General features: G+C 39.1%; 26 protein-coding genes. 15 read left to right on the top strand and 11 right to left on the bottom strand.

Annotated elements, in window-relative coordinates:
• Positions 1-78 precede the first annotated feature (78 nt).
• The 10 genes from KIM67_RS01985 to KIM67_RS01940 all read left to right on the top strand — a co-directional run bounded on the left by KIM67_RS01985 (position 79) and on the right by KIM67_RS01940 (position 7,977).
• Positions 79-408, top strand: coding sequence for an iron-sulfur cluster assembly accessory protein (locus KIM67_RS01985; protein ID WP_213829699.1), 330 nt, complete (start codon positions 79-81; stop codon positions 406-408).
• A 58-nt stretch (positions 409-466) separates the two neighbouring features.
• A complete protein-coding gene (gene sufB, locus KIM67_RS01980; protein ID WP_213829698.1) occupies positions 467-1,912 on the top strand; it encodes a Fe-S cluster assembly protein SufB in 1,446 nt (481 codons plus the stop codon).
• 87 nt (positions 1,913-1,999) lie between these two features.
• Positions 2,000-2,752: a Fe-S cluster assembly ATPase SufC gene (gene sufC, locus KIM67_RS01975; RefSeq protein ID WP_213829697.1), complete on the top strand. Its 753-nt coding sequence runs from the start codon at positions 2,000-2,002 to the stop codon at positions 2,750-2,752.
• A gap of 37 nt (positions 2,753-2,789) precedes the next feature.
• Positions 2,790-3,197 (top strand): four helix bundle protein, encoded by a 408-nt coding sequence (locus tag KIM67_RS01970; RefSeq protein WP_213829696.1) that lies wholly within the window; start codon positions 2,790-2,792, stop codon positions 3,195-3,197.
• Positions 3,198-3,238: 41 nt separating this feature from the next.
• Positions 3,239-4,555: a Fe-S cluster assembly protein SufD gene (gene sufD, locus KIM67_RS01965; RefSeq protein WP_213829695.1), complete on the top strand. Its 1,317-nt coding sequence runs from the start codon at positions 3,239-3,241 to the stop codon at positions 4,553-4,555.
• 126 nt (positions 4,556-4,681) lie between these two features.
• Positions 4,682-5,272, top strand: a complete 591-nt coding sequence (locus KIM67_RS01960) for an outer membrane beta-barrel protein (protein WP_213829694.1) — start codon at positions 4,682-4,684, stop codon at positions 5,270-5,272.
• A 90-nt stretch (positions 5,273-5,362) separates the two neighbouring features.
• On the top strand, positions 5,363-6,577 hold the full coding sequence (locus KIM67_RS01955; protein ID WP_213829693.1) for an aminotransferase class V-fold PLP-dependent enzyme: 1,215 nt from the start codon (positions 5,363-5,365) through the stop codon (positions 6,575-6,577).
• Between the two features lie 72 nt (positions 6,578-6,649).
• Positions 6,650-7,072, top strand: coding sequence for a SufE family protein (locus tag KIM67_RS01950; protein WP_163417024.1), 423 nt, complete (start codon positions 6,650-6,652; stop codon positions 7,070-7,072).
• Positions 7,073-7,079: 7 nt separating this feature from the next.
• Entirely contained in the window at positions 7,080-7,412 is a 333-nt protein-coding gene (locus tag KIM67_RS01945; RefSeq protein WP_163417023.1) for an iron-sulfur cluster assembly protein, read from the top strand.
• A gap of 58 nt (positions 7,413-7,470) precedes the next feature.
• Positions 7,471-7,977, top strand: a complete 507-nt coding sequence (locus KIM67_RS01940) for a DUF2480 family protein (RefSeq protein WP_213829692.1) — start codon at positions 7,471-7,473, stop codon at positions 7,975-7,977.
• Positions 7,978-8,149: 172 nt separating this feature from the next.
• On the opposite strand, the gene KIM67_RS01935 is transcribed toward KIM67_RS01940, so the two are convergent.
• Entirely contained in the window at positions 8,150-9,604 is a 1,455-nt protein-coding gene (locus KIM67_RS01935; protein ID WP_213829691.1) for a BspA family leucine-rich repeat surface protein, read from the bottom strand.
• A gap of 370 nt (positions 9,605-9,974) precedes the next feature.
• On the opposite strand from KIM67_RS01935, the gene KIM67_RS01930 reads away from it, so the two are divergent.
• Positions 9,975-10,907 carry a DUF3078 domain-containing protein gene (locus KIM67_RS01930; RefSeq protein WP_213829690.1) on the top strand — a complete coding sequence of 311 codons (933 nt, stop codon included), beginning with the start codon at positions 9,975-9,977 and terminating at the stop codon, positions 10,905-10,907.
• A 350-nt stretch (positions 10,908-11,257) separates the two neighbouring features.
• Here KIM67_RS01930 and hflX read toward each other — a convergent pair whose 3' ends face one another.
• The gene (gene hflX / locus KIM67_RS01925; protein WP_213829689.1) at positions 11,258-12,472 is read right to left on the bottom strand and encodes a GTPase HflX; all 1,215 of its coding nucleotides are present in this window, start codon (positions 12,470-12,472) and stop codon (positions 11,258-11,260) included.
• Positions 12,473-12,562: 90 nt separating this feature from the next.
• Between hflX and KIM67_RS01920 the strand changes: the two genes are divergently transcribed.
• The 3 genes from KIM67_RS01920 (at position 12,563) to KIM67_RS01910 (ending at position 16,705) form a co-directional block, all read left to right on the top strand.
• Positions 12,563-13,327 carry a TMEM175 family protein gene (locus KIM67_RS01920; protein WP_213829688.1) on the top strand — a complete coding sequence of 255 codons (765 nt, stop codon included), beginning with the start codon at positions 12,563-12,565 and terminating at the stop codon, positions 13,325-13,327.
• 64 nt (positions 13,328-13,391) lie between these two features.
• Complete coding sequence (locus tag KIM67_RS01915) at positions 13,392-14,348, top strand: endonuclease (protein WP_213829687.1); 957 nt, start codon at positions 13,392-13,394, stop codon at positions 14,346-14,348.
• Positions 14,349-14,506: 158 nt separating this feature from the next.
• Positions 14,507-16,705 carry a S8 family serine peptidase gene (locus KIM67_RS01910; RefSeq protein ID WP_213829686.1) on the top strand — a complete coding sequence of 733 codons (2,199 nt, stop codon included), beginning with the start codon at positions 14,507-14,509 and terminating at the stop codon, positions 16,703-16,705.
• 96 nt (positions 16,706-16,801) lie between these two features.
• Here the strand turns inward: KIM67_RS01910 and KIM67_RS01905 are convergent, their stop codons facing one another.
• Complete coding sequence (locus KIM67_RS01905) at positions 16,802-17,515, bottom strand: 3'-5' exonuclease (RefSeq protein WP_213829685.1); 714 nt, start codon at positions 17,513-17,515, stop codon at positions 16,802-16,804.
• A 134-nt stretch (positions 17,516-17,649) separates the two neighbouring features.
• Here KIM67_RS01905 and KIM67_RS01900 point away from each other — a divergent pair, with 134 nt between their 5' ends.
• The gene (locus KIM67_RS01900) at positions 17,650-18,459 is read left to right on the top strand and encodes a hypothetical protein (protein WP_213829684.1); all 810 of its coding nucleotides are present in this window, start codon (positions 17,650-17,652) and stop codon (positions 18,457-18,459) included.
• Positions 18,460-18,469: 10 nt separating this feature from the next.
• Here the strand turns inward: KIM67_RS01900 and KIM67_RS01895 are convergent, their stop codons facing one another.
• From KIM67_RS01895 to KIM67_RS01860, 8 genes are all read right to left on the bottom strand, one after another.
• On the bottom strand, positions 18,470-18,940 hold the full coding sequence (locus KIM67_RS01895; RefSeq protein ID WP_213829683.1) for a methylated-DNA--[protein]-cysteine S-methyltransferase: 471 nt from the start codon (positions 18,938-18,940) through the stop codon (positions 18,470-18,472).
• Complete coding sequence (locus tag KIM67_RS01890) at positions 18,940-20,061, bottom strand: CNNM domain-containing protein (protein ID WP_213829682.1); 1,122 nt, start codon at positions 20,059-20,061, stop codon at positions 18,940-18,942. Before KIM67_RS01890 ends, KIM67_RS01895 begins: the two co-directional genes overlap by 1 nt.
• A gap of 37 nt (positions 20,062-20,098) precedes the next feature.
• Positions 20,099-21,406 (bottom strand): serine hydrolase, encoded by a 1,308-nt coding sequence (locus KIM67_RS01885; protein ID WP_213829681.1) that lies wholly within the window; start codon positions 21,404-21,406, stop codon positions 20,099-20,101.
• 24 nt (positions 21,407-21,430) lie between these two features.
• Positions 21,431-22,420, bottom strand: a complete 990-nt coding sequence (hemB, locus tag KIM67_RS01880) for a porphobilinogen synthase (protein WP_213829680.1) — start codon at positions 22,418-22,420, stop codon at positions 21,431-21,433.
• A gap of 81 nt (positions 22,421-22,501) precedes the next feature.
• The gene (locus KIM67_RS01875; RefSeq protein ID WP_213829679.1) at positions 22,502-22,861 is read right to left on the bottom strand and encodes a four helix bundle protein; all 360 of its coding nucleotides are present in this window, start codon (positions 22,859-22,861) and stop codon (positions 22,502-22,504) included.
• Between the two features lie 36 nt (positions 22,862-22,897).
• Positions 22,898-23,800 carry an oxygen-dependent coproporphyrinogen oxidase gene (hemF, locus tag KIM67_RS01870; RefSeq protein ID WP_213829678.1) on the bottom strand — a complete coding sequence of 301 codons (903 nt, stop codon included), beginning with the start codon at positions 23,798-23,800 and terminating at the stop codon, positions 22,898-22,900.
• A complete protein-coding gene (locus KIM67_RS01865; protein ID WP_213829677.1) occupies positions 23,797-24,291 on the bottom strand; it encodes a hypothetical protein in 495 nt (164 codons plus the stop codon). The genes hemF and KIM67_RS01865 overlap by 4 nt, the downstream gene beginning before the upstream one ends.
• A 3-nt stretch (positions 24,292-24,294) precedes the next feature.
• Positions 24,295-24,843 carry a GNAT family N-acetyltransferase gene (locus tag KIM67_RS01860; protein ID WP_213829676.1) on the bottom strand — a complete coding sequence of 183 codons (549 nt, stop codon included), beginning with the start codon at positions 24,841-24,843 and terminating at the stop codon, positions 24,295-24,297.
• Positions 24,844-24,850 lie beyond the last annotated feature (7 nt).

Genomic DNA, 24,850 nt, shown 5'->3' with positions numbered 1-24,850 from the left:
TATAATAATGTTAGGATGCGTGGAAAAAACCTACTTATAAAGTATATTTGTTAACTTTTCTATTAAATCCAGATAATAATGATTAAAGTTTCTGAGACCGCTAGACAAAAAGTGATGACGATGATGAACGAGGAAGGCTTTAACGCTTCTACAGACTTTGTTCGTGTAGGCGTAAAAAGTGGAGGGTGCAGTGGATTGTCATACGAATTGAAATTTGATAAATCTTCTACAGATGCCGATAAGGTTTTTGAAGATAACGCAGTACGTATTCTCGTTGATAAAAAAAGCTTTTTATACCTGGTCGGTACCACTTTGGAATACTCGGGCGGACTGAATGGCAAAGGCTTTGTTTTTAATAATCCAAATGCCCAGCGCACATGTGGTTGTGGAGAAAGTTTCTCCTTATAGTAAGATTTTTAAGTAATTGACCAATTGAGTCATTTTCATATTGGTAAATAGAACACTTATGGCATACACAGAAGAAGAATTAAAAAAAGAACTGGAAACCAAAGAATATGAATATGGTTTCTATACAGATATTGAATCGGATACTTTTCCAAAAGGATTGAACGCAGATATCGTTCGCGCAATTTCCAAGAAAAAAAATGAACCGGAATGGATGACCGAATGGCGTTTGGAAGCGTTTCGGATTTGGGAAGAAATGGAAGAACCGGAATGGGCCAATGTCCGTTATGAAAAACCCGATTTTCAGGCAATCTCTTACTATTCGGCACCCAAAAAAGCGGACCCCAACAAATCGCTGGACGATGTAGATCCCGAGTTATTGGAAATGTACAAGAAATTGGGAATTTCCGTAGATGAACAAAAAAGATTACAGAATGTAGCCGTGGATATCGTCGTAGATTCCGTTTCCGTAGCAACAACGTTCAAAAAGACGCTTGCAGAAAAAGGAATCATTTTTATGCCTATTTCCGAGGCAATACAAGAACACCCGGAATTGGTTAAAAAATACATGGGTACGGTTGTCCCAAAAACAGATAACTTTTATGCAGCATTGAATTCCGCAGTATTTACCGATGGATCTTTCTGTTATATTCCAAAAGGTGTAAAATGCCCTATGGAACTTTCAACATACTTCAGGATAAATGAGGGAGGTACCGGTCAGTTTGAACGTACCTTGGTGATAGCGGACGAAAGTAGTTACGTAAGTTACCTTGAAGGATGTACAGCACCATCACGAGATGAGAATCAATTGCACGCAGCGGTTGTTGAGCTCATAGCGTTGGACGATGCCGAGATCAAATATTCTACCGTTCAAAACTGGTTTCCCGGAAACAAAGAAGGTGAAGGTGGAGTTTATAATTTTGTAACCAAGAGAGGGATATGCGAAAAGAATGCGAAGATTTCTTGGACACAAGTGGAAACAGGTTCAGCAGTAACTTGGAAATATCCTTCTTGTATCTTAAAAGGAAATAATTCCGTGGGAGAGTTCTATTCCATTGCAGTAACCAATAATTTTCAGCAAGCCGATACAGGCACCAAAATGGTTCACTTGGGAAAGAACACCAAGAGTACCATTATTTCCAAAGGAATCTCGGCAGGCCAATCCCAGAACAGCTACAGGGGATTGGTACAGGTAAATAGCAGGGCAGAAAATGCAAGGAATTTTTCACAATGCGATTCGTTGCTGATGGGCAACCGCTGTGGAGCACATACATTTCCCTACATTGAGGCAAAGAACAAATCCGCACAGATAGAGCACGAGGCCACAACCAGTAAAATTGGGGAAGACCAAATTTTCTATTGCAACCAAAGGGGAATCGACACCGAAAAGGCTATCGCCCTAATCGTCAACGGATTCAGCAAAGAGGTGCTGAACAAATTACCTATGGAGTTTGCCGTGGAGGCTCAAAAACTATTGGAGATAAGTCTTGAAGGTTCGGTAGGGTAGCTTCGACTTTGCTCTGCCACCAAATTTACAGGTGATTGAGCGTAGCCGAAATCATAAAATTCAAACTAAGAATACAACTTTTTGAAAATGTTAGAAATTAAAGATTTACACGCAAGCATAGAAGATAAGAAAATCTTGAAGGGAATTAACCTAGAGGTAAATGCGGGAGAAGTTCACGCCATAATGGGACCGAACGGTTCAGGTAAAAGTACTTTGGCATCCGTTATTGCGGGGAAGGAAGAATTTGAGATTAAAAAAGGCAGCATAGCCTTGGAAGGTGAAGATCTGGAAGATTTGGCTCCAGAAGAAAGAGCCCATAAAGGGATATTCCTTTCGTTTCAGTACCCAGTGGAAATTCCTGGAGTTTCTGTAACCAACTTTATGAAGACAGCTATAAATGAATCAAGAAAAGCAAGAGGTCTGGAGGATATGCCCGCTAACCAAATGTTAAAACTGATTCGTGAGAAATCTGAAATGTTGGAAATCGACAGAAAATTTTTGTCACGTTCGTTGAACGAAGGATTTTCAGGTGGTGAGAAAAAGCGAAATGAAATATTTCAATTAGCTATGTTAGAACCAAAATTGGCGATTTTGGATGAGACCGATTCAGGGTTGGATATTGATGCGCTCCGGATTGTTGCCGATGGGGTGAACAAGCTTAGGGGAAAAGAAAATGCCATCATCGTAATTACCCATTACCAAAGATTGTTGGAATATATAGTGCCCGATTATGTGCATGTGCTTCACGATGGTAAAATTGTAAAATCCGGTAACAAGGATTTGGCTTTGGAGTTGGAAGAGAAAGGTTACGACTGGATCAAACAAGAAGCAACTGTTTAATTTAGTTTCGGGTTTCTTTTGTTTATAGTTTCAAGTTATGGCTACAATAAAAAAATTCGAAGATTTAGAAATATGGCAAGAAGCCAGAAGACTTTCAAAAGAAATAATACGGTTGTCAAAATCAACTGATTTAAAAGGTGATTTTAGGCTAAGAAATCAAATAAAAGCATCTTCTGGTTCTGTAATGGACAATATCGCAGAGGGTTTTGAAAGAGATGGAAACCTAGAATTCAGACAATTTTTATCAACTGCAAAAGCTTCGGCAGGAGAGACAAGAGCTCAGATTTATCGCATTTTTGACAATGAATACATAACAGAAGAAGAAATGTCAAAATTGGTTTCTGATTACGAAACCTTAAGCAGAAGAATAGCCAATTTCATTAACTATTTGAACAAAAAAGAGTTCAAAGGAACCAAGTTTAGGGAAAACAAACAAGAAACTTGAAACGTCAAATTTAATTTGACAAACAAGAAACGCACATAATTATGGATTTAAAAGATAAATTACTTTCTTCATTTATAGCCTTTGAAAACAACATTGACCTGGATCATCCGGTACATGAAGTTCGTTCCGAAGCAATCAAAAATTTTGAAGCGAAAGGCTTTCCCACGAAAAAAGAGGAAGCTTGGAAATATACTTCCTTAAATGCAATTCAAAAAGTGGATTTCAGTATTTTTCCAAGGCAGGAAAATACATTGGAGTACAAGGACATCAAACAATATTTCCTTCATGAGATAGACACCTATAAGATAGTTTTCATAGACGGTGTGTACAGTTCCTATTTGTCCGAAACCACGCATGATGGTGTAGATGTATGTTTAATGAGTGCGGCATTGACCAAACCACAATATAAGGCGGTCATCGATGTTTATTTTAATAAAGTTGCTTCAAAAAATGAGTCTTTAACGACCTTGAACACTGCATTTAGCAAAGAAGGAGCTTATATCTATATTCCTAAGAGCAAAGCACCAAAAAAGCCCATTCAGATTGTTCATCTGGCAACAGGTAACGAAGCAGCTTTAATGCTTCAACCAAGGAATTTGGTGATTGTAGAGGAGAATGCCGAAGTTCAAATTATAGAACGCCACCAAAGCCTGACCGGTAACGAAGTTTTCACCAATTCTGTTACGGAAATATTCGCGGCCAAAGATGCAATTGTGGATTACTACAAAGTACAAAATGACGAAAACACAGCTTCGTTAATAGACAATACGTACATCTCTCAAAAAGATAATAGCGTGGTTCGTGTACATACGTTTTCCTTTGGCGGAAAACTAACACGTAACAATCTCAATTTTTATCAAAATGGAGAGCGTATGGACTCTGTCTTAAAGGGCGTAACCATATTGGGAGAAAAGCAACATGTGGATCACCATACCTTGGTGCACCATGCACAGCCCAATTGTGAAAGTCATCAAGATTACAAGGGTATTTTTGGAGAAAATTCTACGGGTGTTTTTAACGGGAAGATCATTGTGGATAAGATTGCCCAAAAAACAAATGCTTTTCAACAGAACAACAATATCTTGATCAGTGATAGGGCCACGATCAATACAAAACCACAATTAGAGATATTTGCGGATGATGTAAAGTGTTCTCACGGTTGTACCATTGGTCAGTTGGATGAAGATGCTTTGTTTTATCTGCAATCTCGTGGAATTCCCAAAAAAGAGGCTACGGCATTGCTTATGTATGCTTTTGCCAATAACGTTTTGGAAAGTGTTCGTATTCCCGAGCTGAAAACTAGAATCAATAAACTTATTGCCAATAAACTAGGAGTTCGTGTAGGTTTTGAATTGTAATCATTTACATGCCCTGTAGTTATAATCTTTAACAAAATACAGGAAAGGATTAACAAAACAGTTAGAATTTAAGGGAATTTTTTGAAGTAGTTTAGCTTGAATAACATCAATTTAAACAATCAAAAAATGACAAGAAAAATTTTATTTTCAGTAGTACTCCTTGCCACAATTTCGTTGACTGCACAAGAGAAAAAGTGGAGTGTCGAAGCAAATTACCCAATCTCAATAAGTGATAACGAGGTTAGGACAGACTTACCAGGAATAGTTGATTTAGGAATAAAATATCGGTTTTTAGAAATCGGTTTTGCTAGACTGGGAGCTGGCATCAGTGCAGGGGTTTTTCATGAAGATTTAGATTTAAATGAATTGCCAGGAGCTTTTACCACTAAAAGAACAAACTGGTTGATTCAACCCAGGGTTTTTATGGAGTTCAAGATTCCGGCCTTGGAAAAATTTAGGCCAGCCATAGGTTTGGGATATACTGTAGTTCGGTCCAAATTTGATAATGAGCACTTTCCTATTGAGATAAGACCTGAATCTAGAACAGATACCGACGGAGGAATAAACATAAATGTTGGTATTTCGTACGATATTACCAAACGTATTTTTATACAGGCTCAATATGATTATGTGCGGAATAATATTACAAGGTCAGATTTACCCGACATAAATGAAGATTCGATGTTCTTAAAGTTCGGCGCGGGTTTCCGTTTTTAATATAATCTAATGATTGGCCCAGTGAATTACTACTGGGCCATAGTCCTATTATCGCCATTGTAGGTATCTTTGTAATCTATTTTGATTGCTATGCTCGACATAAATAAAATAAGAGAAGATTTCCCTATCCTAAAAAGAGAAGTCAACGGGAAACCCTTAGTATATTTGGACAATGCAGCAACATCGCAAACACCACAACAGGTGATCGATGTTATTGTGGAATATTACCAAAAGTACAATGCCAATATTCATAGGGGTGTACACTCGCTTTCCCAAGAAGCCACTGATGCCTATGAAGCGGCACGACTCAAAATCCAAGAGCATTTTAATATTGCCAAATCGCACGAGGTAATATTGACCTCGGGAACGACCCATAGTATTAATCTCGTTGCGAACGGATTTACTTCATTTATAACAGCAGGTGATGAGGTCTTGGTCTCCGCAATGGAGCACCATTCCAATATAGTTCCGTGGCAAATGCTCTGTGAACGTTCGGGAGGAGTTTTAAAAGTGATTCCGATGAACCAAAACGGTGAATTGGTCATGGAAGAATTTCATGCGTTACTTTCAAATAAGACCAAACTTGTTTTCTGTAACCATATTTCCAATGCATTGGGAACGATCAACCCAATAACGGAAATTATTAGTGCGGCCCACAATGTTGGAGCAGCGGTTTTGATAGATGGAGCTCAGGCCGCTCCTCACATAAAAGCGGACGTACAAGCTTTGGATGTGGATTTTTATACGGTGTCCGCGCACAAAGTTTGTGGCCCTACAGGCGTTGGAATGCTTTATGGAAAAGAAGAATGGCTTAAAAAGTTACCACCCTATCAAGGTGGAGGCGAGATGATTGCCGAGGTAACTTTTGAAAAAACTACGTATGCCGATTTACCTCATAAATTTGAAGCAGGAACTCCCAATATATGCGGAGGAATAGCCTTTGGTGCTGCTTTGGACTACATGAATGGTATTGGATTCAATGCCATTGCTGCCTATGAGGAAGAATTGCTTCAGTATGCAACAGAGCAATTATTGGCTATTGAAGGCCTAAAAATCTATGGAACATCAGAAAATAAGACATCTGTCATTTCCTTTAATATCGAAGGAATACATCCGTATGACATAGGCACTATTTTAGATAAATTGGGGATTGCCGTTCGTACGGGGCACCACTGCGCACAGCCCATTATGGATTTTTATCAGATTCCGGGAACGGTGAGGGCAAGTTTTAGTTTTTACAATACCAAAGAAGAAGTTGATGTTCTGGTGGAAGGCGTAAAGCGAGCTAGAAACATGTTGCTGTAATCCAATAGTTATCTTTATCTTAAAGGCTTGATTAGCAACACTCCTAATTGTACTTTTGAACAAAACCGATACATGACCATAGAAAAAATACAAGAAGATATCATAGACGAGTTCAGCATGTTCGATGATTGGATGCAACGCTATGAATATATGATCGAATTGGGGAAATCATTGCCGTTGATAGACGAACAATATAAAACCGATGATAACATCATAAAAGGATGCCAGAGCAAAGTATGGGTGCATGCCGAACTGGAAGAAGATAAATTGGTCTTTACCGCCGATAGCGATGCAATCATCACCAAAGGGATAATTGCGATTTTAATACGTGCCTTTAGCAATCAAAAACCTCAGGAAATTATTGATGCCAGCACACAGTTTATAGATGAAATAGGGCTTAAGGAGCATTTGTCCCCTACTAGGGCAAATGGATTGGTAAGTATGATAAAACAGTTGAAACTATACGCAGTGGCGTATCAAACACAATTGAATTAAGACAAAAATGAGTGAAGAAATTACAACAATAGATACCGCCGAATTGGGCGAAAAGATAGTTAGGGTCCTAAAAACCATCTATGACCCTGAGATACCCGTTGATATTTATGAGTTGGGGCTGATATACGATGTGTTTATCAACGAAGAGTACGATGCAAAAATATTGATGACGCTTACCTCACCAAACTGCCCCGTGGCCGAAACATTACCGGTCGAAGTAGAAGAAAAAGTAAAGTCATTGGATGCTTTGAAAGATGTTGAGGTAGAGATCACCTTTGATCCTCCATGGACCCAAGAACTGATGAGCGAAGAGGCTAAATTGGAGTTGGGGATGTTGTAAAATAGATGTTAGAACTTAGTATTGAGTACTTAGTCTCAATACTCAAATCTCAAATCTTATGTCTGAAATAGTAAACAGAGTAGCACAGAGCAAACTGATCACCTTCGACCTTGAAGAACTCTATCCTGAAGGGAAGCGTACCGTTCTTGATATTAAGGATTGGCTGTACGAAGGTTTTATTCTTAGGGAAAAAGAGTTTAGAAGCTATTTGGAAGCAGTCGACTGGGCCGTGTACCAGGACAATTATGTGGCGTTGACCTGTTCTTCGGATGCCATAGTGCCCGGTTGGGCCTTTATGTTGGTGACCGCAAAATTAAACCCCTTCGCCAAAAAAGTAATGGTCGGTGATCTGGAAACTTTAGAGACATCGCTTTACCAGGAAAAATTGGAAAAACTGGATGTGAGTTCTTTTGCAGATAAGCCCGTTATCATTAAAGGGTGTTCCAACAAACCTGTTCCCCAAAACGCTTATCTAATGGCCATCACCAAAATACAGCAAGTGGCGAAGAGTGTCATGTACGGGGAGGCCTGTTCTTCGGTGCCGTTGTACAAGAAAAAAAAATAACCGCTCTTGTCCTTTTTGGTCAAGGTCCTTCACTTCGAATTTTATTTTTCGGACATCGGACATCGGACATCGGACATCGGACCTCTGATCACTGACTCCAAACCAAAAAACCACCAAAAAACGTAAAGTTCCCCAGTGGCTTATTGTATTAAAAGTTAAGTTTAATCAATTATCAATTACAAGGAATGTTCCCATCATAATTAATGGTCCAGTTGTTGTTGAAATTTTCATTTGTAAGGTAATTATAAGCGTCCTCTACCGCCTCACCTTCACATAGATTTACTCCTTGTGCTTCCAAGATAATATCGGGCTTAACATCTTGATCGGCCCATCCTATGAGCGTGTTGGAAAAGTTAGGGGCGGACATCCCGGAACCGACTAACATGTTTACCATATATGTAACATTACCTATGTTCCAAGCCCCTAGGTCTTGGTCGAATGCCGTGGCATATGAGAACATGAAACCTATATTTTCAACCTTGCTTATATCCCAACCGCTAATGTCTTGGTTGAATGCCGACGCACTGAAGAACATTCCTTCCATACTTTGAACATTGCCAACGTCCCAGTTGCCAATGGACTGATTGAAACTTTCTGCCCTATTAAACATATTCTCCATATGTTCGACACTGCCTATATCCCAACCGCTGATATCCTGATTGAAACTTTCCGCCCTGTTAAACATACTCTCCATATTGGTGACCTGTCCTACATCCCAACCGCTGATATCCTGATTGAACGTGGTATTGTAAGCAAAGGTGCCATACATGTTGGTTACCTTGCTTACATCCCAATCGTTGATATCCTGTTTGAAATCTGCATTGACAAAAGCACCTTCCAGAGATGTACATTGGGCAAGATTGGGTTTATCCTCTGCATTTATAGCTACAATAATATCAAAGTTATCCAAGCTAAACATATTCCTCATATACTTCCAGGCCGTGGTGCCCCATTGTTCCACAGTCTGCAAAGCAGCTTTCTGTCCTCCAAAGATCAATAGGTCCATTTGTCCCTTTAGGGCCACGGTGTAAGTACCCGGATCTTGGTATTGATGGATAACTTCTCCCTTGTCGGTTATATGTTTCTGTCCCTGTCCGTTACCCCAATCAATTTGGAAATCGACATCCTCTCCAAATGTTGTTATGCTGAAGACCTCATCGGCGACAGTGGTCTCTAAAGTAAAGATAAAAGATTCTGAATCCTCATGCAGTTCGATAACGTTCTGCACGGTTATCTGTATGCTGATCTGGTCCGTACCGCCATTGCCATCGGAGACGGTCACGGTGATGCTATGCCCAGTGGCGGTCTCAAAGTCAAGGTATTTGCCATCTGCCAAGGTGATTAGGCCGTTCTCATTTATGTTGAATAGCCCTTGGCCGTTTCCGCCCGTGATTTCAAAGGTAAGGGTATCTTCCGCATCTGCATCGGTTGCGATCACGGTAAAGATAGTAAGGGTAGTGTTGGCATCCTCGTCCACTTCTGCCGTTGTGGTCTGGTTGGTGATCACGGGAGCGGAATTGGTCTTGTCGTCAGGTGTGGTCGTAGTTCCATTGTCATCACTGGAACAGGAGACAGCGAACATTCCAGCGGATAGTGTCATCAGGATCAAAAAACGTATTTTTTTCATGGGTTTATTGTTTTGCGTTAATGGGCGCAAGAAAGGTGTATTATGGACAAGTTGCCCATGTCAATTGACGGATGCAGGGTTTGGGTTGACGGTTGGGGGTTTTTGGATTTTGGGTGGAAGGTTTTGGGTGAAGGGTAAAAGTTTCGGAGCTTCAAAGTTCAGGAGGAGCGCTATTGAGGTGAAGGGTTTTGGGTAAAAGTTGTTGTGTGTAGGGTTTTGGGTAAAGGGTGAAAGGTTATTTTTTGGAAATCGGACATCAGAAATCGAACATCAGACATCAGAAGTTAGGAGTCAGTAGTCAGTGGAGCAAAACTTTCCCTTTAAAAGTGACATTTCTTATTTTTGGGTTCTAAACATTAAACTCCATACTATGAAACAACTACTTTTTGCTACGACAGCCTTTTTTATGATGCTGACCGGTAGCGCACAAACAGCAGAAGAGCTAAAGTCTGAAATGGCTCCTAAAAAAGATTCAATTGCTGCTATTCAGGCTCGGGTGAATGCCCTACAAGCCAAGCTAGATGCCTTGCCCGGTTGGAAAATAGGGGCTTTTGGAACCATTGGGGGAAGTATCTCTGAATTCAACAATTGGTTTGCGCAAGGAATTCCCAACAACTCATCCGGGAATATTGGTTTTACGGTCAATGCCTACGCCAATCTACAGGAAGAAAAATTCTTTTGGCGCAATGCGGCCAACGTTAACTTGGCCTGGGTGAAATTGGATGACAAGGATGACCCTACTGATGATGACAGTTTTCGTGAAGCTACGGATGTGTTCAATATTTCTTCGCTCTATGGAAGGAAGCTCAGTGAGAAATTTGCCATATCTGGATTGGTCGAATATCGTACTACATTGTTGAGCAACTTTAACGATCCTGGGTATTTGGACGTAGGGGTCGGTGCCACATGGACGCCCATTCAAGATTTGGTGGTTGTGATCCATCCGCTCAACTACAACTTTGTCTTTAGTAGTGAGGACACCATTTTTGAATCTTCGGCGGGTGCCAAGATCGTAGCGGATTACACCAAGAAAATTGGTGCGATCAATTTTAAGAGCAACCTGTCCATGTTTCAAAGTTATGAAGACGGGGATTTGAGCAACTGGACCTGGACGAACTCATTTGGGTATACACTTTGGAAAGTAATTGGGGTAGGCTTCGACTTTGGATTGCGGAACAATAAGCAGGAAACGCTCAACTTTGTTCGAAATTTGGCTCCCACACCTAATCCAGAGGCCACTTTTGACAATATAGATAACGAGTTACAAACGTACTGGACACTAGGTTTGAGTTATTCGTTTTAATTAAAAAAGGAAAGTTATTTATAATAAAAAAGCCACTCAATCTGAGCGGCTTTTTTTATGGGGTTATGTGTAATTTGGGGTGTTTTAAAAACCAAGCTTTAAGTAGGTTAAGTTTATGAAAGATTAGGTTTGTAACACTATCACTTAAACACATTATAAAACTATGATTTCTGTGGTTTGTCCTTAAACTTTTGTTGTGAACCTGCAAAAAGTTGTGGTAGAACAGGTTAATGATTGCGTTTTATCGATCAAAAGATGCAGCTGCTCTAAGGCAACAATAGGCAATTGTTATAAAGGGTTGATAAAGGAGGATTTTAAATGTATAAAATTTAACAAGAATTACCTTTCATTCAATGATATTCATCTAGATGTTCCGGATACAGAAAGTTGTTATACGGAAATCGGGTTACATGAATATCGCGAACCTCATTGTACACCCGTTTTCTAAACTCATCAAGGTTTTCCTTGTTGAGTGCGGAAATGAACAGCGCGCGATCACCTATTTTGTTGTACCACGTTTTTTTCCAATCTTCAATGGTAAAATGAGCTTCGGTTCGTTCGGTGACCAAATCGTCTTCGTCAATGGTTTCGGGCTTGTACAGGTCTATTTTGTTAAAGACCATTATAGTCTTTTTATCGGCACTCTTGATTTCATCCAGAATTTGATTTACGGATGCGATATGCTCTTCAAAATTAGGGTGGGATATATCGACTACATGTAACAATAAATCCGCTTCCCGTACCTCGTCCAAGGTACTTTTGAAACTTTCCACCAATTGCGTAGGCAACTTTCTGATAAAACCTACAGTATCGCTCAATAAAAAGGGGAGGTTGCCAATTACGACCTTCCTTACGGTAGTATCTAGTGTGGCAAACAACTTATTCTCTGCAAAGACCTCACTTTTACTTATCACGTTCATTAAAGTGGATTTGCCCACATTGGTATACCCTACCAAAGCTACTCTTACTAGCGCACCTCGGTTGCCTCTTTGGGTTTCCATTTGTCGGTCTATTTTGGCAAGCTTCTTTTTTAAGAGGGAGATTCGGTCACGAACGATTCGTCTATCCGTTTCAATTTCGGTTTCACCGGGGCCGCGCATTCCAATACCCCCACGCTGGCGTTCCAAGTGTGTCCAAAGCCCTGTTAATCTTGGCAAAAGATATTCGTACTGTGCCAATTCTACTTGTGTGCGTGCATAGCTGGTCTGCGCACGCTGGGCAAAAATATCTAGGATAAGACTTGTCCTGTCCAATATTTTGCAGCGCAATAGTTTTTCGATATTGTTCTGTTGTGCGGGGGAGAGCTCGTCATCAAAAATGACCGAACCTATCTCGTTTTGTTTTACGTAGCGCTCTACCTCTTCCATTTTACCGCTGCCTATGTAGGTTTTTGGGTTGGGGACATCTATGCGCTGCGTAAATCTTTTGGTTACCTCGCCGCCAGCGGTATAGGTCAAGAACTCCAGTTCATCCAGGTATTCTTTGACCTTGCTCTCATCTTGGTCCTTATTGATCACTCCAATAAGCACCGCCTTCTCATAATCTATACTCTTTTTTTCTAGCATCAGAAACAATTAATATGCAAATCTAAACAATGTTTGAAAGCCTTTTTTGTATTTTTCCTTTTGTTATGTTAACTGTAAATCTGTTTTCGTATGCTAAAGGAACTACTTAGAAAAGACAGGGAAACATCCAAAGAGGGTTTTAGATATAGAGGTTTGGAAAGTTCGCGATTGGAGAACCTTACCGATGCCATATTCGGTTTTGCCATTACCCTACTAGTGATTTCATCTGAAGTGCCAACGAACTATTTGGAACTACAGGCCTCCATGTATAGTTTTATAGGGTTTATTTTTTGCACCATGTTATTGTTGAGCATTTGGAACAAGCAAAGTGAATTCTTTTTGCACTACGGTCTTCAGGATAGAAAGACCAAAGTACTGAACTTTCTTTTTTTGTTTGTGCTGCTTTTTTACGTTTATCCGTTAAAGTATCTTTTTTCCTATTTGGGAACAGTTATATATGTTCGAATAAAACTTGCCTTTGGGGATGATTCCGATGCTTTGAACCTGGTCATTGACGATTTATCTAAATCTGATCTGACAACCGTACAATGGGGCGATCTTATGATTCGTTTTGGGCTAGGGCTGTTTTTTATCTATTTCATTTTTATGATAAAGCATATTAATGCCCTTAAAAAGAAGGTTGAACTACAGCTTAACGGGAACGAAATCTTTATTACGAAGACTTTTATACAGTCCTATGCTATACTGATTGGTATACCATTGCTTTCTATGCTGGTCGTTCTGTTGTTCGGGGGCAAGAGTGCACCTATTTCCGGGTTTATTTACTTGTTGATACCTATAGCGCTTTCAATCCATAAAAAATACCGTAATAAGCGAAAAGCTTTAATAGTTTAAACTGATGGAACCTTAGTCTTTATCTTGAAGACATAAGAGCATAGGAAATATATATTGCATTAAAATGAGTACACAGGAAAATAGGAATAACAATTCAACCATAGCATTTTACAATCTTGAAAACTTTTTTGACCTAGTAGATGACCCCCATACGCTTGATGATGATTTTACACCAAATGGAATGCGAACGTGGAATGAAGATAAATTTTTTAGAAAAGCAAAAAAGCTTGCGAAGACCATAGCGAAGATAGGAGAGGAAGATAGTGGGACATCGCCAGTTTTAATAGGATTGGCCGAAGTAGAAAATGAAAACGTCATCAATACACTTCTGCAAGAAAAAGCACTAAAGGACAAGGACTATGCATTTGTACATTTTGACTCACCGGATGAAAGGGGCATAGATACCGCTTTACTTTATAATAAAGAACACTTTACTGTTTTGGAATCCGATACGATTCCCTTAATTGTGGATAACTCAAACGGGGAGCGTGATTTTACCCGCGACATTCTATATGTACGCGGTATGTTGCACCAAGAAGAGGTGTATATTTTTGTAAATCATTGGCCATCGCGCAGGGATGGTGCCACTGCAACAAGTTATAAAAGAATAAAAGCCGCCCACACGATTCTACAAAAAATAGAAAGTCTTAATACAACGGTTTCCAATTATATCATAATGGGCGATTTTAACGACAACCCCAATTCCAAAAGTATTAAAACACTTATGGAGACGGGCATGTTTATAAACCCAATGCAAAAGCTGCTCTCACCTTCTACAGGAAGTGCAAATTATAAGGGAAAATGGAGTCTTTTTGATCAAATTTTGATTTCACACAGTTTTTTAAACTATGAAAAGGGAACCCATACCTTTAAAAAGGCCAGTGTATTTGCTCCAGATTTTCTCAAGGAGCGAAAAGAAAAATATAAGGGAAATCCATTCCGAACATTTGCGGGGAAAAAGTATCTTGGAGGTTACAGTGATCACTTTCCTGTTTATATTCTGTTGAAAGAAAATAACTAATCCAATAGAAAGAATTTTTTTCGCAACATAAAAATGCACTTACACAACAGGTCACTTCTAAATTCGTAGTATTTCATCGAAATAACAGGTGTTTTTATCGATTTATCATGAATTGATAAATAGATTTGTAGTCCAAATCTTACCTAATCTGTTTAAGCATGTACTACAAGAAACTTACTTGTGCAACTGGAAACTACTTATACGTAATCATTTCATTATTAAGTTTTTTAACTGTATCTGGACAGTCAAAAACCAGTATAGAATCCATCAAATCCAGTTATGATCACCATAACATTTCTTCTTTTGTATCTAAAATGGAAGTGGAGCACCAATCCAAACAATTCAGAATAGATCAAATACTGAAAACAAAAGGTTGGAAGAAATCTGAGAAGTTACAAGATGGTACAGTCATAGCATTACAAGATATTGGAACGGATGGCACTCCACTTTTTTATACCACATTAAATGATTTTTCGCATCAAGTATCCAGGGCGAATGCCCTTTACGAGGATGGACTCCTAAACTTGGGTCTAAATGGTAGCGGTCTTCAGGTAGGTGTATGGGACGCGGGAGTTGCTTTGACTACACATCAAGAATTTGATAGCCGTGCAAAGAATTCGGACAATACCAACGAAGTAAGCTTACATGCTACTTTGGTTACGGGAAACCTCATATCCGCAGGCGTACGCCCAAATGCAAAGGGAGTTGCCTATGGGGCAGAAGCCTTAACACACGATTGGACAAAGGACAAAATAGAAGTAGCCGAAGCTGCGGCCAATGGATTGTTGTTGAGCAACCATTCCTATGGAATAAAGTCCGATAGAGTGCCCGACTGGTATTTTGGTTCATACATTAAAGTGTCTCAGGACTGGGACAAGATCATGTACAATGCCCCTTACTATTTAATGATAAATGCTGCTGGTAACGCACAAAGATCATATGATAACGAATCGCCAAGTTTTGGAAAAACCGCAGATGGGTTCGATTTGTTACTTGGGTTTGGGACCTCTAAAAATGGACTTACCATTGCAGGAGCCAATACAAAAATTGGAAATAATGGAACGTTAAAAGAAGCTAGTGTTGCCGCCTACAGTAGCCTTGGTCCAGTTGATGATGGTAGAATAAAACCAGATTTGGCGGGTGATGGATCTTCTATATTTTCCACAAGTTCAACGACTAATTCAAGTTACGATACTTCTATTGGAACTTCTATGGCGGCACCTGGTGTAACTGGCTCCCTTTTGTTATTACAGCAGTATCACGAAGAGTTGTTCGGTACTTATATGAAAGCGGCTACGCTCAAAGGATTGGCATTGCACACAGCAGATGATGTAGATGCAAAAGGTCCAGATTATAAAATGGGATGGGGTGTAATAAATGTAAAATCCGCTGCTGTAACTTTGCAGAACAAAGGTTTCAATACCCTTATAGAAGAGGAAAGCCTTACTGAAGCCGACACATTTTCTTTAACGGTCTCTGCCAATGGAACAGAAACATTAATGGCTTCTATTTCTTGGACCGATCCGGAAGGTGAATACATCAATAGAGGGGACTTGAATAACAGGACAGCTGCGTTAACGAACGACCTAGACATTAGGATTACAAAAAATGGCTCAACTTATTTTCCCTGGAAATTGAATCCTGCAAAAGCAAATGATTCTGCCATAAAAGGTGATAATTTGGTGGATCCCTTTGAACGGGTAGAGGTTGCGAATGCAAAAGGCGACTATACGATTACGATTACCCATAAAGGTGGATTAAAAAATGGATTACAGGATTTTTCGCTTATCGTTTCTGGCGTCCAAGTTTCTAAATGTACTATTGATGTGCCATCTGAAGTAACCTTGCTTTCGTCATCAGATAATGCTTTAAACATCGCTTGGTCAGACGCAGAGGAAACACTTTTTGAAGTTCAGTACAAAGCCTCTACCGAGGAGAATTGGAAAAATGAGTTGCTATGGAAGAACAATTATGAACTTACCAATTTACAAGTTGGAACTATATACACAGCAAGAATTCGATCTATTTGTACCGAAAATATGGTTTCCGATTTTTCTGATGAAGTCAAGTTTGAATTCAATGGTACGGAAACAGAACTTTTGATTTATGAACCTTTAGGGTTTAATGAAGAATTAACGGTAAAGGTCTTTCCAAACCCTGCAACGGAATGGATAGCTTTAGATGCCAAACTATCGGAAGATGCCATGTATTCCATTGTTACCACTTCTGGCAATATTGTAAAAAAGGGCAGTACCATTGACGAGCGTATCAATGTTTCAGATTTGGCATCTGGACTATACGTTTTGGTAGTGGAGGATCACTCAGGAATGAAAAGTTCTAAATTTTATAAAAACTAAATAGTTCCCGTATGTACTTTTTCAAAACCAACTCAATAGCTTCAACCGAGTTTGGAACGTTGAAACTTGTAGAAAAAACAGTGCTCCAGTTGACAGTTATATTTTTTTAATTTCTTCTTGTTCCAATAATGTTTCGTTACGCAGTTTAAGGAAGACCTGTGCCGTGGTGATTACATCCAATTCGCAATACGAAACAATTCGGTCCAAATCGTTTTCTTTATAAAAAACATCTTTTACCATACTCCCGTCCATGTCTTCTTTTGGCGATGGAATACCCAATACATGAGCTAAGAGCTTTAAGGAAGTATAATGCTTGTAATCTCCAAACTTCCAGAGTTCCATTGTATCCAAATGCGGTACGTCCCAAGGCTTTTTTCCGAATAAATCAAGCTTATAGGGAAGATTCATACCATTGATTACCATACGGCGGGCGATGTACGGAAAATCGAATTCCTTACCATTATGGGCACAAAGCAAATGTCTGGCCTGATTAAAATGGTCTTGGAGCAATTGCTTAAATTGTTTTAGTAATTCAACCTCTTCTCCATAAAAAGAAGTCACCCTAAAATTTCGTGTTTCTCCTTTCAACACAAAATACCCCACGGAAATACAGACTATCTTTCCAAATTCTGCCCATATTCCTGCACGTTCATAAAAGTCCTCGGCGCTTATTTCGTCCTTTCTTTGATATTGGGACTTCTGCTCCCAAAGTATTTGAAAATCTTCATCTAAATCTGAGAAGCTTGGTTTTTGGGGTACAGTTTCTATATCCAAAAAGAGGATATGTTCTAGGTTAAGTTTGTAAAGCATGGTTTCTAAGTAAGTAAAATCTATAGGAAAGATAAATATTTTAGGATTAATCGATAACAGGTAAAAGAATATATGGATTACACCGTTATTAAAGTGATAAACTACTTATTGCAGCATAACCCAAATTACTTGCGATGAAAACCCCAAACATTGATTTTTCCATTAGAACTTTAAAATATGTATCCATGGCTTTCATATTGGCATGGAGCGTTTCGTGTTCAGATTCATCCGATGAAGATGGTGTTGAGACGGAAAGCGAAATACCCGAAGAAGGTTCTGAAGAACCCAAAACCCCGCCAGATACAGCTAGCGAATGCTCAGACCCGAGCAGCTTTATCTTCAATGAAAAGGACGGTTTGGTAAATGTTGAATTTGAAAATGCCGAGTTTTCTGGAGATTGGGAACTACAAAGCACGGATGCAGATCATACCGGTGAAGGCTATATGGTTTGGACAGGCAACCAATCCTTGGGAAATCCTGGGAACGGGCTTACCACTTTTAAGATCAATATCACTAATACGGGAACGTATCAGTTTATTTGGAGGTCTTCCGTCAAAACAGGCGATAACGGCACAGAACATAATGATACCTGGTTGCGTTTTGATGATGCCGATGATTTTTTTGGTGAAAAAGGAGATGGCAGCATCGTATACCCGGCGGGTAGAGATAAGTCGCCCACTCCCGAAGGTTCAAGTAAAGACGGATGGTTTAAAATTTATAGAAGTGGTAATGATATAGGCTTTAAGTGGCAAGCACGTACATCGGACAATGATGCACATGATATTTTTGTGAAGTTTGATACTCCCGGTACGTATACCATGGAAATTTCGGCACGATCTTCTGGCCATGCTATTGATAAATTTGTGCTTTTCAATGATTCATTTTCAAAAAATGATGCGACTGATAGTGCAAATGCTTTGAGCGAGATTACGTGTGGAGATTAGAAAAGAACTCTTAAAATAGCGAAGTTTGCTTTACGGGACTCTCGTGTTCCAAAAGCCACTTTTTTCTATGCAATCCACCGGCATAGCCAACTAAATCTCCATTGCTCCCAATGATGCGATGACAGGGAACTACGATCCATAATGGGTTTTTACCATTGGCCGCAGCCACTGCGCGAATTGCTTTTACATCGCCCAGTGTTTTGGAAAGATCTAAATAAGAAACGGTTTTCCCATAAGGAATTTGTTGTAATGCTTTCCAAACTTTCTTTTGAAAATCAGTTCCGTCAGGATTCAATTTAAGGTCAAACTGTTTGCGGGTTCCCTCAAAGTATTCTTTAAATTGATATACTACGTCTTCCAAAACCTCTGGGATTATACCAATAGGTTTTTGTTCGTTCAAAACAGATACGGATGCAAGCCCATTTTCATCGCCATGAAACTCTGCCATACCTACAGGTGTTTGCAAATAAGCTACTTCCATTACTCTATCTCATTTTTATCTTCAATAATGCCTAAACGCTTAGCTCTGCTCTCCCAGTTCTTTCTTGCCAGTACTTGAAGGTCTTCCACATTATCGCTTTCATCCATTATCTCCAATCCTAAGAGCGTTTCAATTACGTCTTCCATGGTAACAATTCCACTTACCGAACCATATTCATCCACCACTAAGGAAACATGCTCTCTTTTTTCTACGAACTTTTCAAACAGTTCTGGAATTGGTTTGGACCTGTTCGTAACCAGAATTTCTCGCTTTAAAATGTCAAGGTTTTCATCTCCTTTTTTAGCAATAATTGCTTCCATAAGTTCATCTTTCAAAAAATACCCCGTTATATTATCCATTCGGTCCTTGTAAAGCGGAATCCTTGAAAAACGAAGTGGTCGGTTTGCCTCAAAGAAAGTTTGGATCGTGGTTTCTTCCGAAGCAATTTTCATTACCGCCCTTGGTGTCATGACATCTCTTGCCAAGATTTCATCAAACTTTAAGAGATTTTTAATCACTTTGGATTCTGACTCTTGAAAAACTCCTTCTTCGTGGGCAATGTCAGTCATTGCCGTAAAATCTTCCCTGCTCAGCACACTGCCGTGGTGCCCTGCTTTTCCGATTAATCTGGTAAATAGTTGCAATAGCCATAGCAAGCCGGTCCATTTTAAGATGAAAACCATAATGTTCAAGGCCTTCGCTGTAAAATTTGAAAGTTGTTTCCAGTATGTGGCACCGATGGTTTTTGGAATTATCTCAGAAGCCACTAAAATTAGAATGGTCATTAGTGTAGATACCACACCTACCATAAGGTCTTCGGTAAATTCAATACCAAAAATGCTATGTGTTGAGGTGCCATAAAGCTCAACGTAAGCTACTTTGGCCTGTACACCCACAAGAATTGCACCTACAGTGTGAGCAATCGTATTTAAGGTCAAAATGGCTATTAAAGGTTTGTCAACGTCTTTTTTTAGCTGCTCAAGTTCCACCGCATATTCTTTCCCTTCTTGTTTTTTTAAATTGATGAACGTAGGGCTAATGCTGAGCAGTACCGCTTCCAGAATAGAGCAGAGAAATGAAAAGAAAATTGAAATAAATGCGTAGAATAAGAGAAGTCCCATTGGTTATTGCTAGAAAGAACAAGATAATGAATACCTGTTAATTATGATTGGTATTTGCCAAGAAGGCTTTGTAAAAAATATGTTGCAGTTCAGTTCTAATGTTTAATTCGTATAGGTTCCGATGTGATCTAGTTGGATAAACCCTGTTGGATAGAAAAATAAATACCAATTGGTTTTCAGGATCCGTCCAGACAAAGGTTCCCGTAAATCCTGAGTGTCCAAAACTTGATTGACTTGCCAATGGTGAGGGATAGGCATCTTTCAAAGACAACGTATCATTCCCTATTAGGGGTTTGTCAAAACCCAATCCACGTCTATTTTGATTTTGCGGAAATTGGATTCTGGCAAATTCCTTCATGGTTTCTTTTGATATCATCTGTTTTCCATTATGAAGCCCATAATTTTGATAAAATAACATCATTTTGACCAAGTCATCCGCAGTACCAAACAATCCTGCATTGCCCGAGACCCCTCCCAAAAGTGAAGCATTTTCATCATGTACCCATCCTTTTACCAAATCCTTTCGGAATAGTGTGTCATTTTCTGTAGGGACAATAGTATTTGGAAAACCCTTTTTAGATGGATTAAAACCTAACGTATGAGCACCAAGTGGTTTATAGAATTGCTCTTGGAGATAGGTTTCGTAATCGGTTTGGGTCAATTTCGCAATAAGCTCAGGAAAAATAAGAAATGTAAGTCCTGAGTATTTATAGATTTTATCATCAGAAACTTTTGAACGATTAATAATACGATATATTTTTCGTTGAAAGCGATCTTTGACGAAAATATTGGTATAGGCTTGTTTTTGGAATTTTTTGCTTGTTGAGTTTTTTACAAACTTCTTTTTCAGCTTCCCATTTTTGATCACTTTGCTTAGAAAAACAATATAAGGTGTTAAACCTGCTTGGTGACTTAGTATCTCCCTTAAGGTAATATTCTTCTTAGTTTTTCTATTGCGCCAAGGTTTCCAATAGGTACTAAAGGGGAGATCTAGATCCAGTTTTTTCTCATCTACCAATTTCATGATAGCTGGCAAAGGTGCTGTAATTTTGGTCACGGAGGCCAAATCGTATACATCGGTCAGGCTTACTTTTTGAATACTATCATACGTATGGTAACCGTAAGCTTTATGAAAAATCACCTCATTGTTTTTGGCAACCAACACCTGAGCTCCGGGAAAAGCATGGTTTTGTATACCGTTGGTCATTATTGAATCTACTTTGATTGTAACGGATACCGAATCAAAGCTTTTTTCGGACATGATGCTATCCCCGGATAGTTGCTGGGCTTTGTTGTGCTGTATCAACAAAAAAATAGAAAGAATCACCAAAATTGGGTTCTTCATAAAAAGTCTTTTTTAGAATAGAATTTAGCCTATCATGCCTATAAAATCCTTCGCAAAATAGCTTGCGATAATGTTAGCACCAGCTCTTTTAATGGCGGTCAATTGTTCTAACATTACACTATCATGGTCTAACCAGCCCTTTTCGGCAGCTGCTTTTAGCATAACATATTCCCCGGAGACTTGATATACGGCTACGGGCACTTCCACTTCGTTTTTGATTTCGCGAACAATATCCAAATAGGCCAGTCCTGGTTTTACCATGACAATGTCAGCGCCTTCGTCAATATCCATTTGGGTTTCTCGGATGGCTTCAAACCGATTGGCATAATCCATCTGATAGGTTTTTTTATCTTTTGGCACATTGGCGATATCAACTGGGGCAGAATCGAGAGCATCTCTAAATGGGCCATAAAATGCGCTGGCATATTTGGCGGAGTAGCTCATGATTCCAGTATTTTGAAAACCCTCTTCCTCCAACGCTTCTCGAATGGTTAGAATGCGACCATCCATCATGTCGCTTGGCGCAACAAAATCGGCTCCTGCCCTTGCGTGCGAAATACTCATTTCTGCCAAAACTTCAGAGGTTTCATCATTTAAGATTTTCCCTTCCGCAACGATACCGTCATGACCATAAGATGAAAAAGGGTCCAAGGCAACATCGGTCATTACCAGCATTTCTGGACAGGCATTTTTTACGGTTTTGATGGCGCGTTGCATCAATCCTTCAGGATTTAGAGCTTCTGTTCCTTTATTATCCTTTAAGCTATCGGAGACTTTTACGAACAATAGGACCGAACAAAGGCCCATTTGCCATATTTCTTTTACCTCTTTCTCAAGGTGGTCCAGACTCATGCGATAATAGTTGGGCATGGAAGGAATTTCTTCTTTAATCCCTTTTCCTTCAACTACAAATAGAGGAACTAAAAAGTCATCTGGGGTCACAATGGTTTCGCGAACCAATCTTCTTATGGATTCTGATGCGCGTAATCTTCTGTTTCTTATGAGTGGGTACATATTTTTGAGTTCTAAGTTTTAAGTTCTAAGCTGGAAGCTATAAGTTTTTGGTTTTAAGCTTTGATTTGAAAGTTACTATATCTAAAGTGTTTTTTTGATGGTTTTTATGAGTGCTGCCAGCATTTTTTTGATTTCATCGATTTCTATTAATAAGTCTTCAGCATTCTTAGAGCCGATGAGACCGAGTTCTTTTGAAACTAAAATAAGGTAATCCAATTCATGCGCAGAGCCAGATGAAATATATAAAAATCGAATCAGTTCTTTTTGTGTTTCCCTACCACAACCCTCAGCGATATTGGTTGGAATTGAAACCGAAGCCCTATTTATTTGTGATACCAATCCGAATTGTTCGGATTTAGGATATTGTTCAGTTGTTTTATAAACTTTAAGTACTAAACTATGGGAACGTTGCCACACCTTATAGTTTTTATAATTTACCATATAACTTAATGCTTAAAACTTTTAACTGATAACAATTTAAACCCAATCTTTAGGGTGCTGCAATACCTGGATCAATTTCTCCTCTTCACTTCCTTTTTCTGGATGATGGTCATACTTCCATTGTACGTGTGGGGGAAGACTCATTAAAATACTTTCAATACGTCCATTCGTTTTTAATCCGAACAAGGTTCCTTTGTCGTGCACAAGATTAAACTCCACATACCTTCCACGTCTAACTTCTTGCCAATCTCTTTGTTTTTTAGTGTATGGAAGCCCTTTTCTTTTTAAAACAATCGGTATATATGCCTGCAAGAAGCCATCGCCTACTTCAGTGACAAAGTTGTACCAATCCTCCATGGTCATAGTTTCTGTTGCTTTACAATAATCGAAAAAAAGCCCGCCAAGCCCTCTTGCTTCATTGCGATGGGAATTCCAGAAATAATCATCACAGTGTTTTTTGTAATTGGAATAGAAGTCAGGATTATGGTTGTCGCATGTTTTTTTGCAAATAGCATGAAAGTGTTTTCCATCTTCCTCAAACAGATAATAGGGGGTAAGGTCCTGTCCACCTCCAAACCATTGGTCTACAATTTGACCTGTTTTGTCATACATTTCAAAATAGCGCCAATTGGCATGAACAGTAGGAACCATGGGATTCTTTGGATGAATCACTAGACTAAGTCCACAAGCAAAAAAATCAACATCATCCACACCAAAATACTGTTGCATACTTTTTGGCAATGGTCCATGCACCGCCGAAATGTTTACCCCACCCTTTTCGAAAACGTCTCCATTTTCGATGACTCGGGTTCTACCACCTCCGCCTTCTGGATGTTGCCAAACATCTTCTTGAAACTTGGCTTTTCCGTCAACTTCTTCAAGCTTTCTTGTGATAGCATCTTGTAATGTTTGTATGTATGCGTAGAATTTATCTTTCATTCTTCATTAATTATATGAACCAATTTATTTCTAAAATTAGCAAAGTTGCAATTGGAGTCTACTTTTGAAGATACTTTGGTCATTTCAGTCAAAACCTTAATTGCCTCTTCAACTGTGTTGTTTTTATGCTTCTCAAAAACATATCGACCTACCGCATTATTATGAAGATCCATTTTTCTTGCTAACTCCCTATTGGGAAATGCATCTTCATGCCAATCCGTTATGTTTTGTGACCAGCGTAGTACTTTCGCTTTGTTTTTAATCAAATCATAACATCTTTTTGAAATCAAATAATTCCAAAGCGCATGTCGAAAAGCATTGGCAGGACCATTTTTATAATGAAGCCTGCCATAATGTTGTGTTGAAACCGCCATACATTGCTTGGTAGCCTTTACGGTTGGTAAAACAAACAGTGGCGATTTGATACATAGTTTTATCAAAACCCAAATGCTTTTCGAATCCAACCGTTTTAATGCCCTAATCGGATTCATTTTTTATGTTATGCTCTTTGGATTATGAAGTTCGAACAATTCCATATCCAGAACCTCTCCGCTGCCCGTAGTATGTTCTTTTGGTAAAGTTCTTTTCCAAACAAATCCATTTTTTTCTGCAATTCGCTTACTGGCCAAGTTGCTGTCATGAACAATGATTTGAAGTGTATGTAGTTTTGCTTCGCTAAAACACCAAGGAATGATTTTTTCAACACAGGTTTTCATAATGCCCCTTCCTTCATAGCGATAACTAATACAATAGGCCAATTCTCCTTGGCCTGCCACTTTTTGAAGCTCTTTTACATACAGTAGGCCAATAATAGACCTATTGGTGTTTTCTTTTATGGTAAATAGAAATTCTTCATTGCGCATAAATTCCTTAACCTTTTTTGCAACAAATAATTCGGCTAAAGTTGGCGTTAGATTCTGTTGTACCGTTTTTGGGAAATCAGCTTTTAATCGTTCTGAATTTGAAACTACAAAATCGCAAAGTCTCCAAGCGTCTTTTTCTTGAATTGGGCTAATACTATAGTTTTCAAAATCGATTTGCATGATAAAA

The sequence above is a fragment of the Flagellimonas sp. 389 genome, from assembly GCF_018449435.1.
Lineage (GTDB): Bacteria > Bacteroidota > Bacteroidia > Flavobacteriales > Flavobacteriaceae > Flagellimonas.
This window is presented reverse-complemented; position numbering and strand designations above follow the sequence as displayed.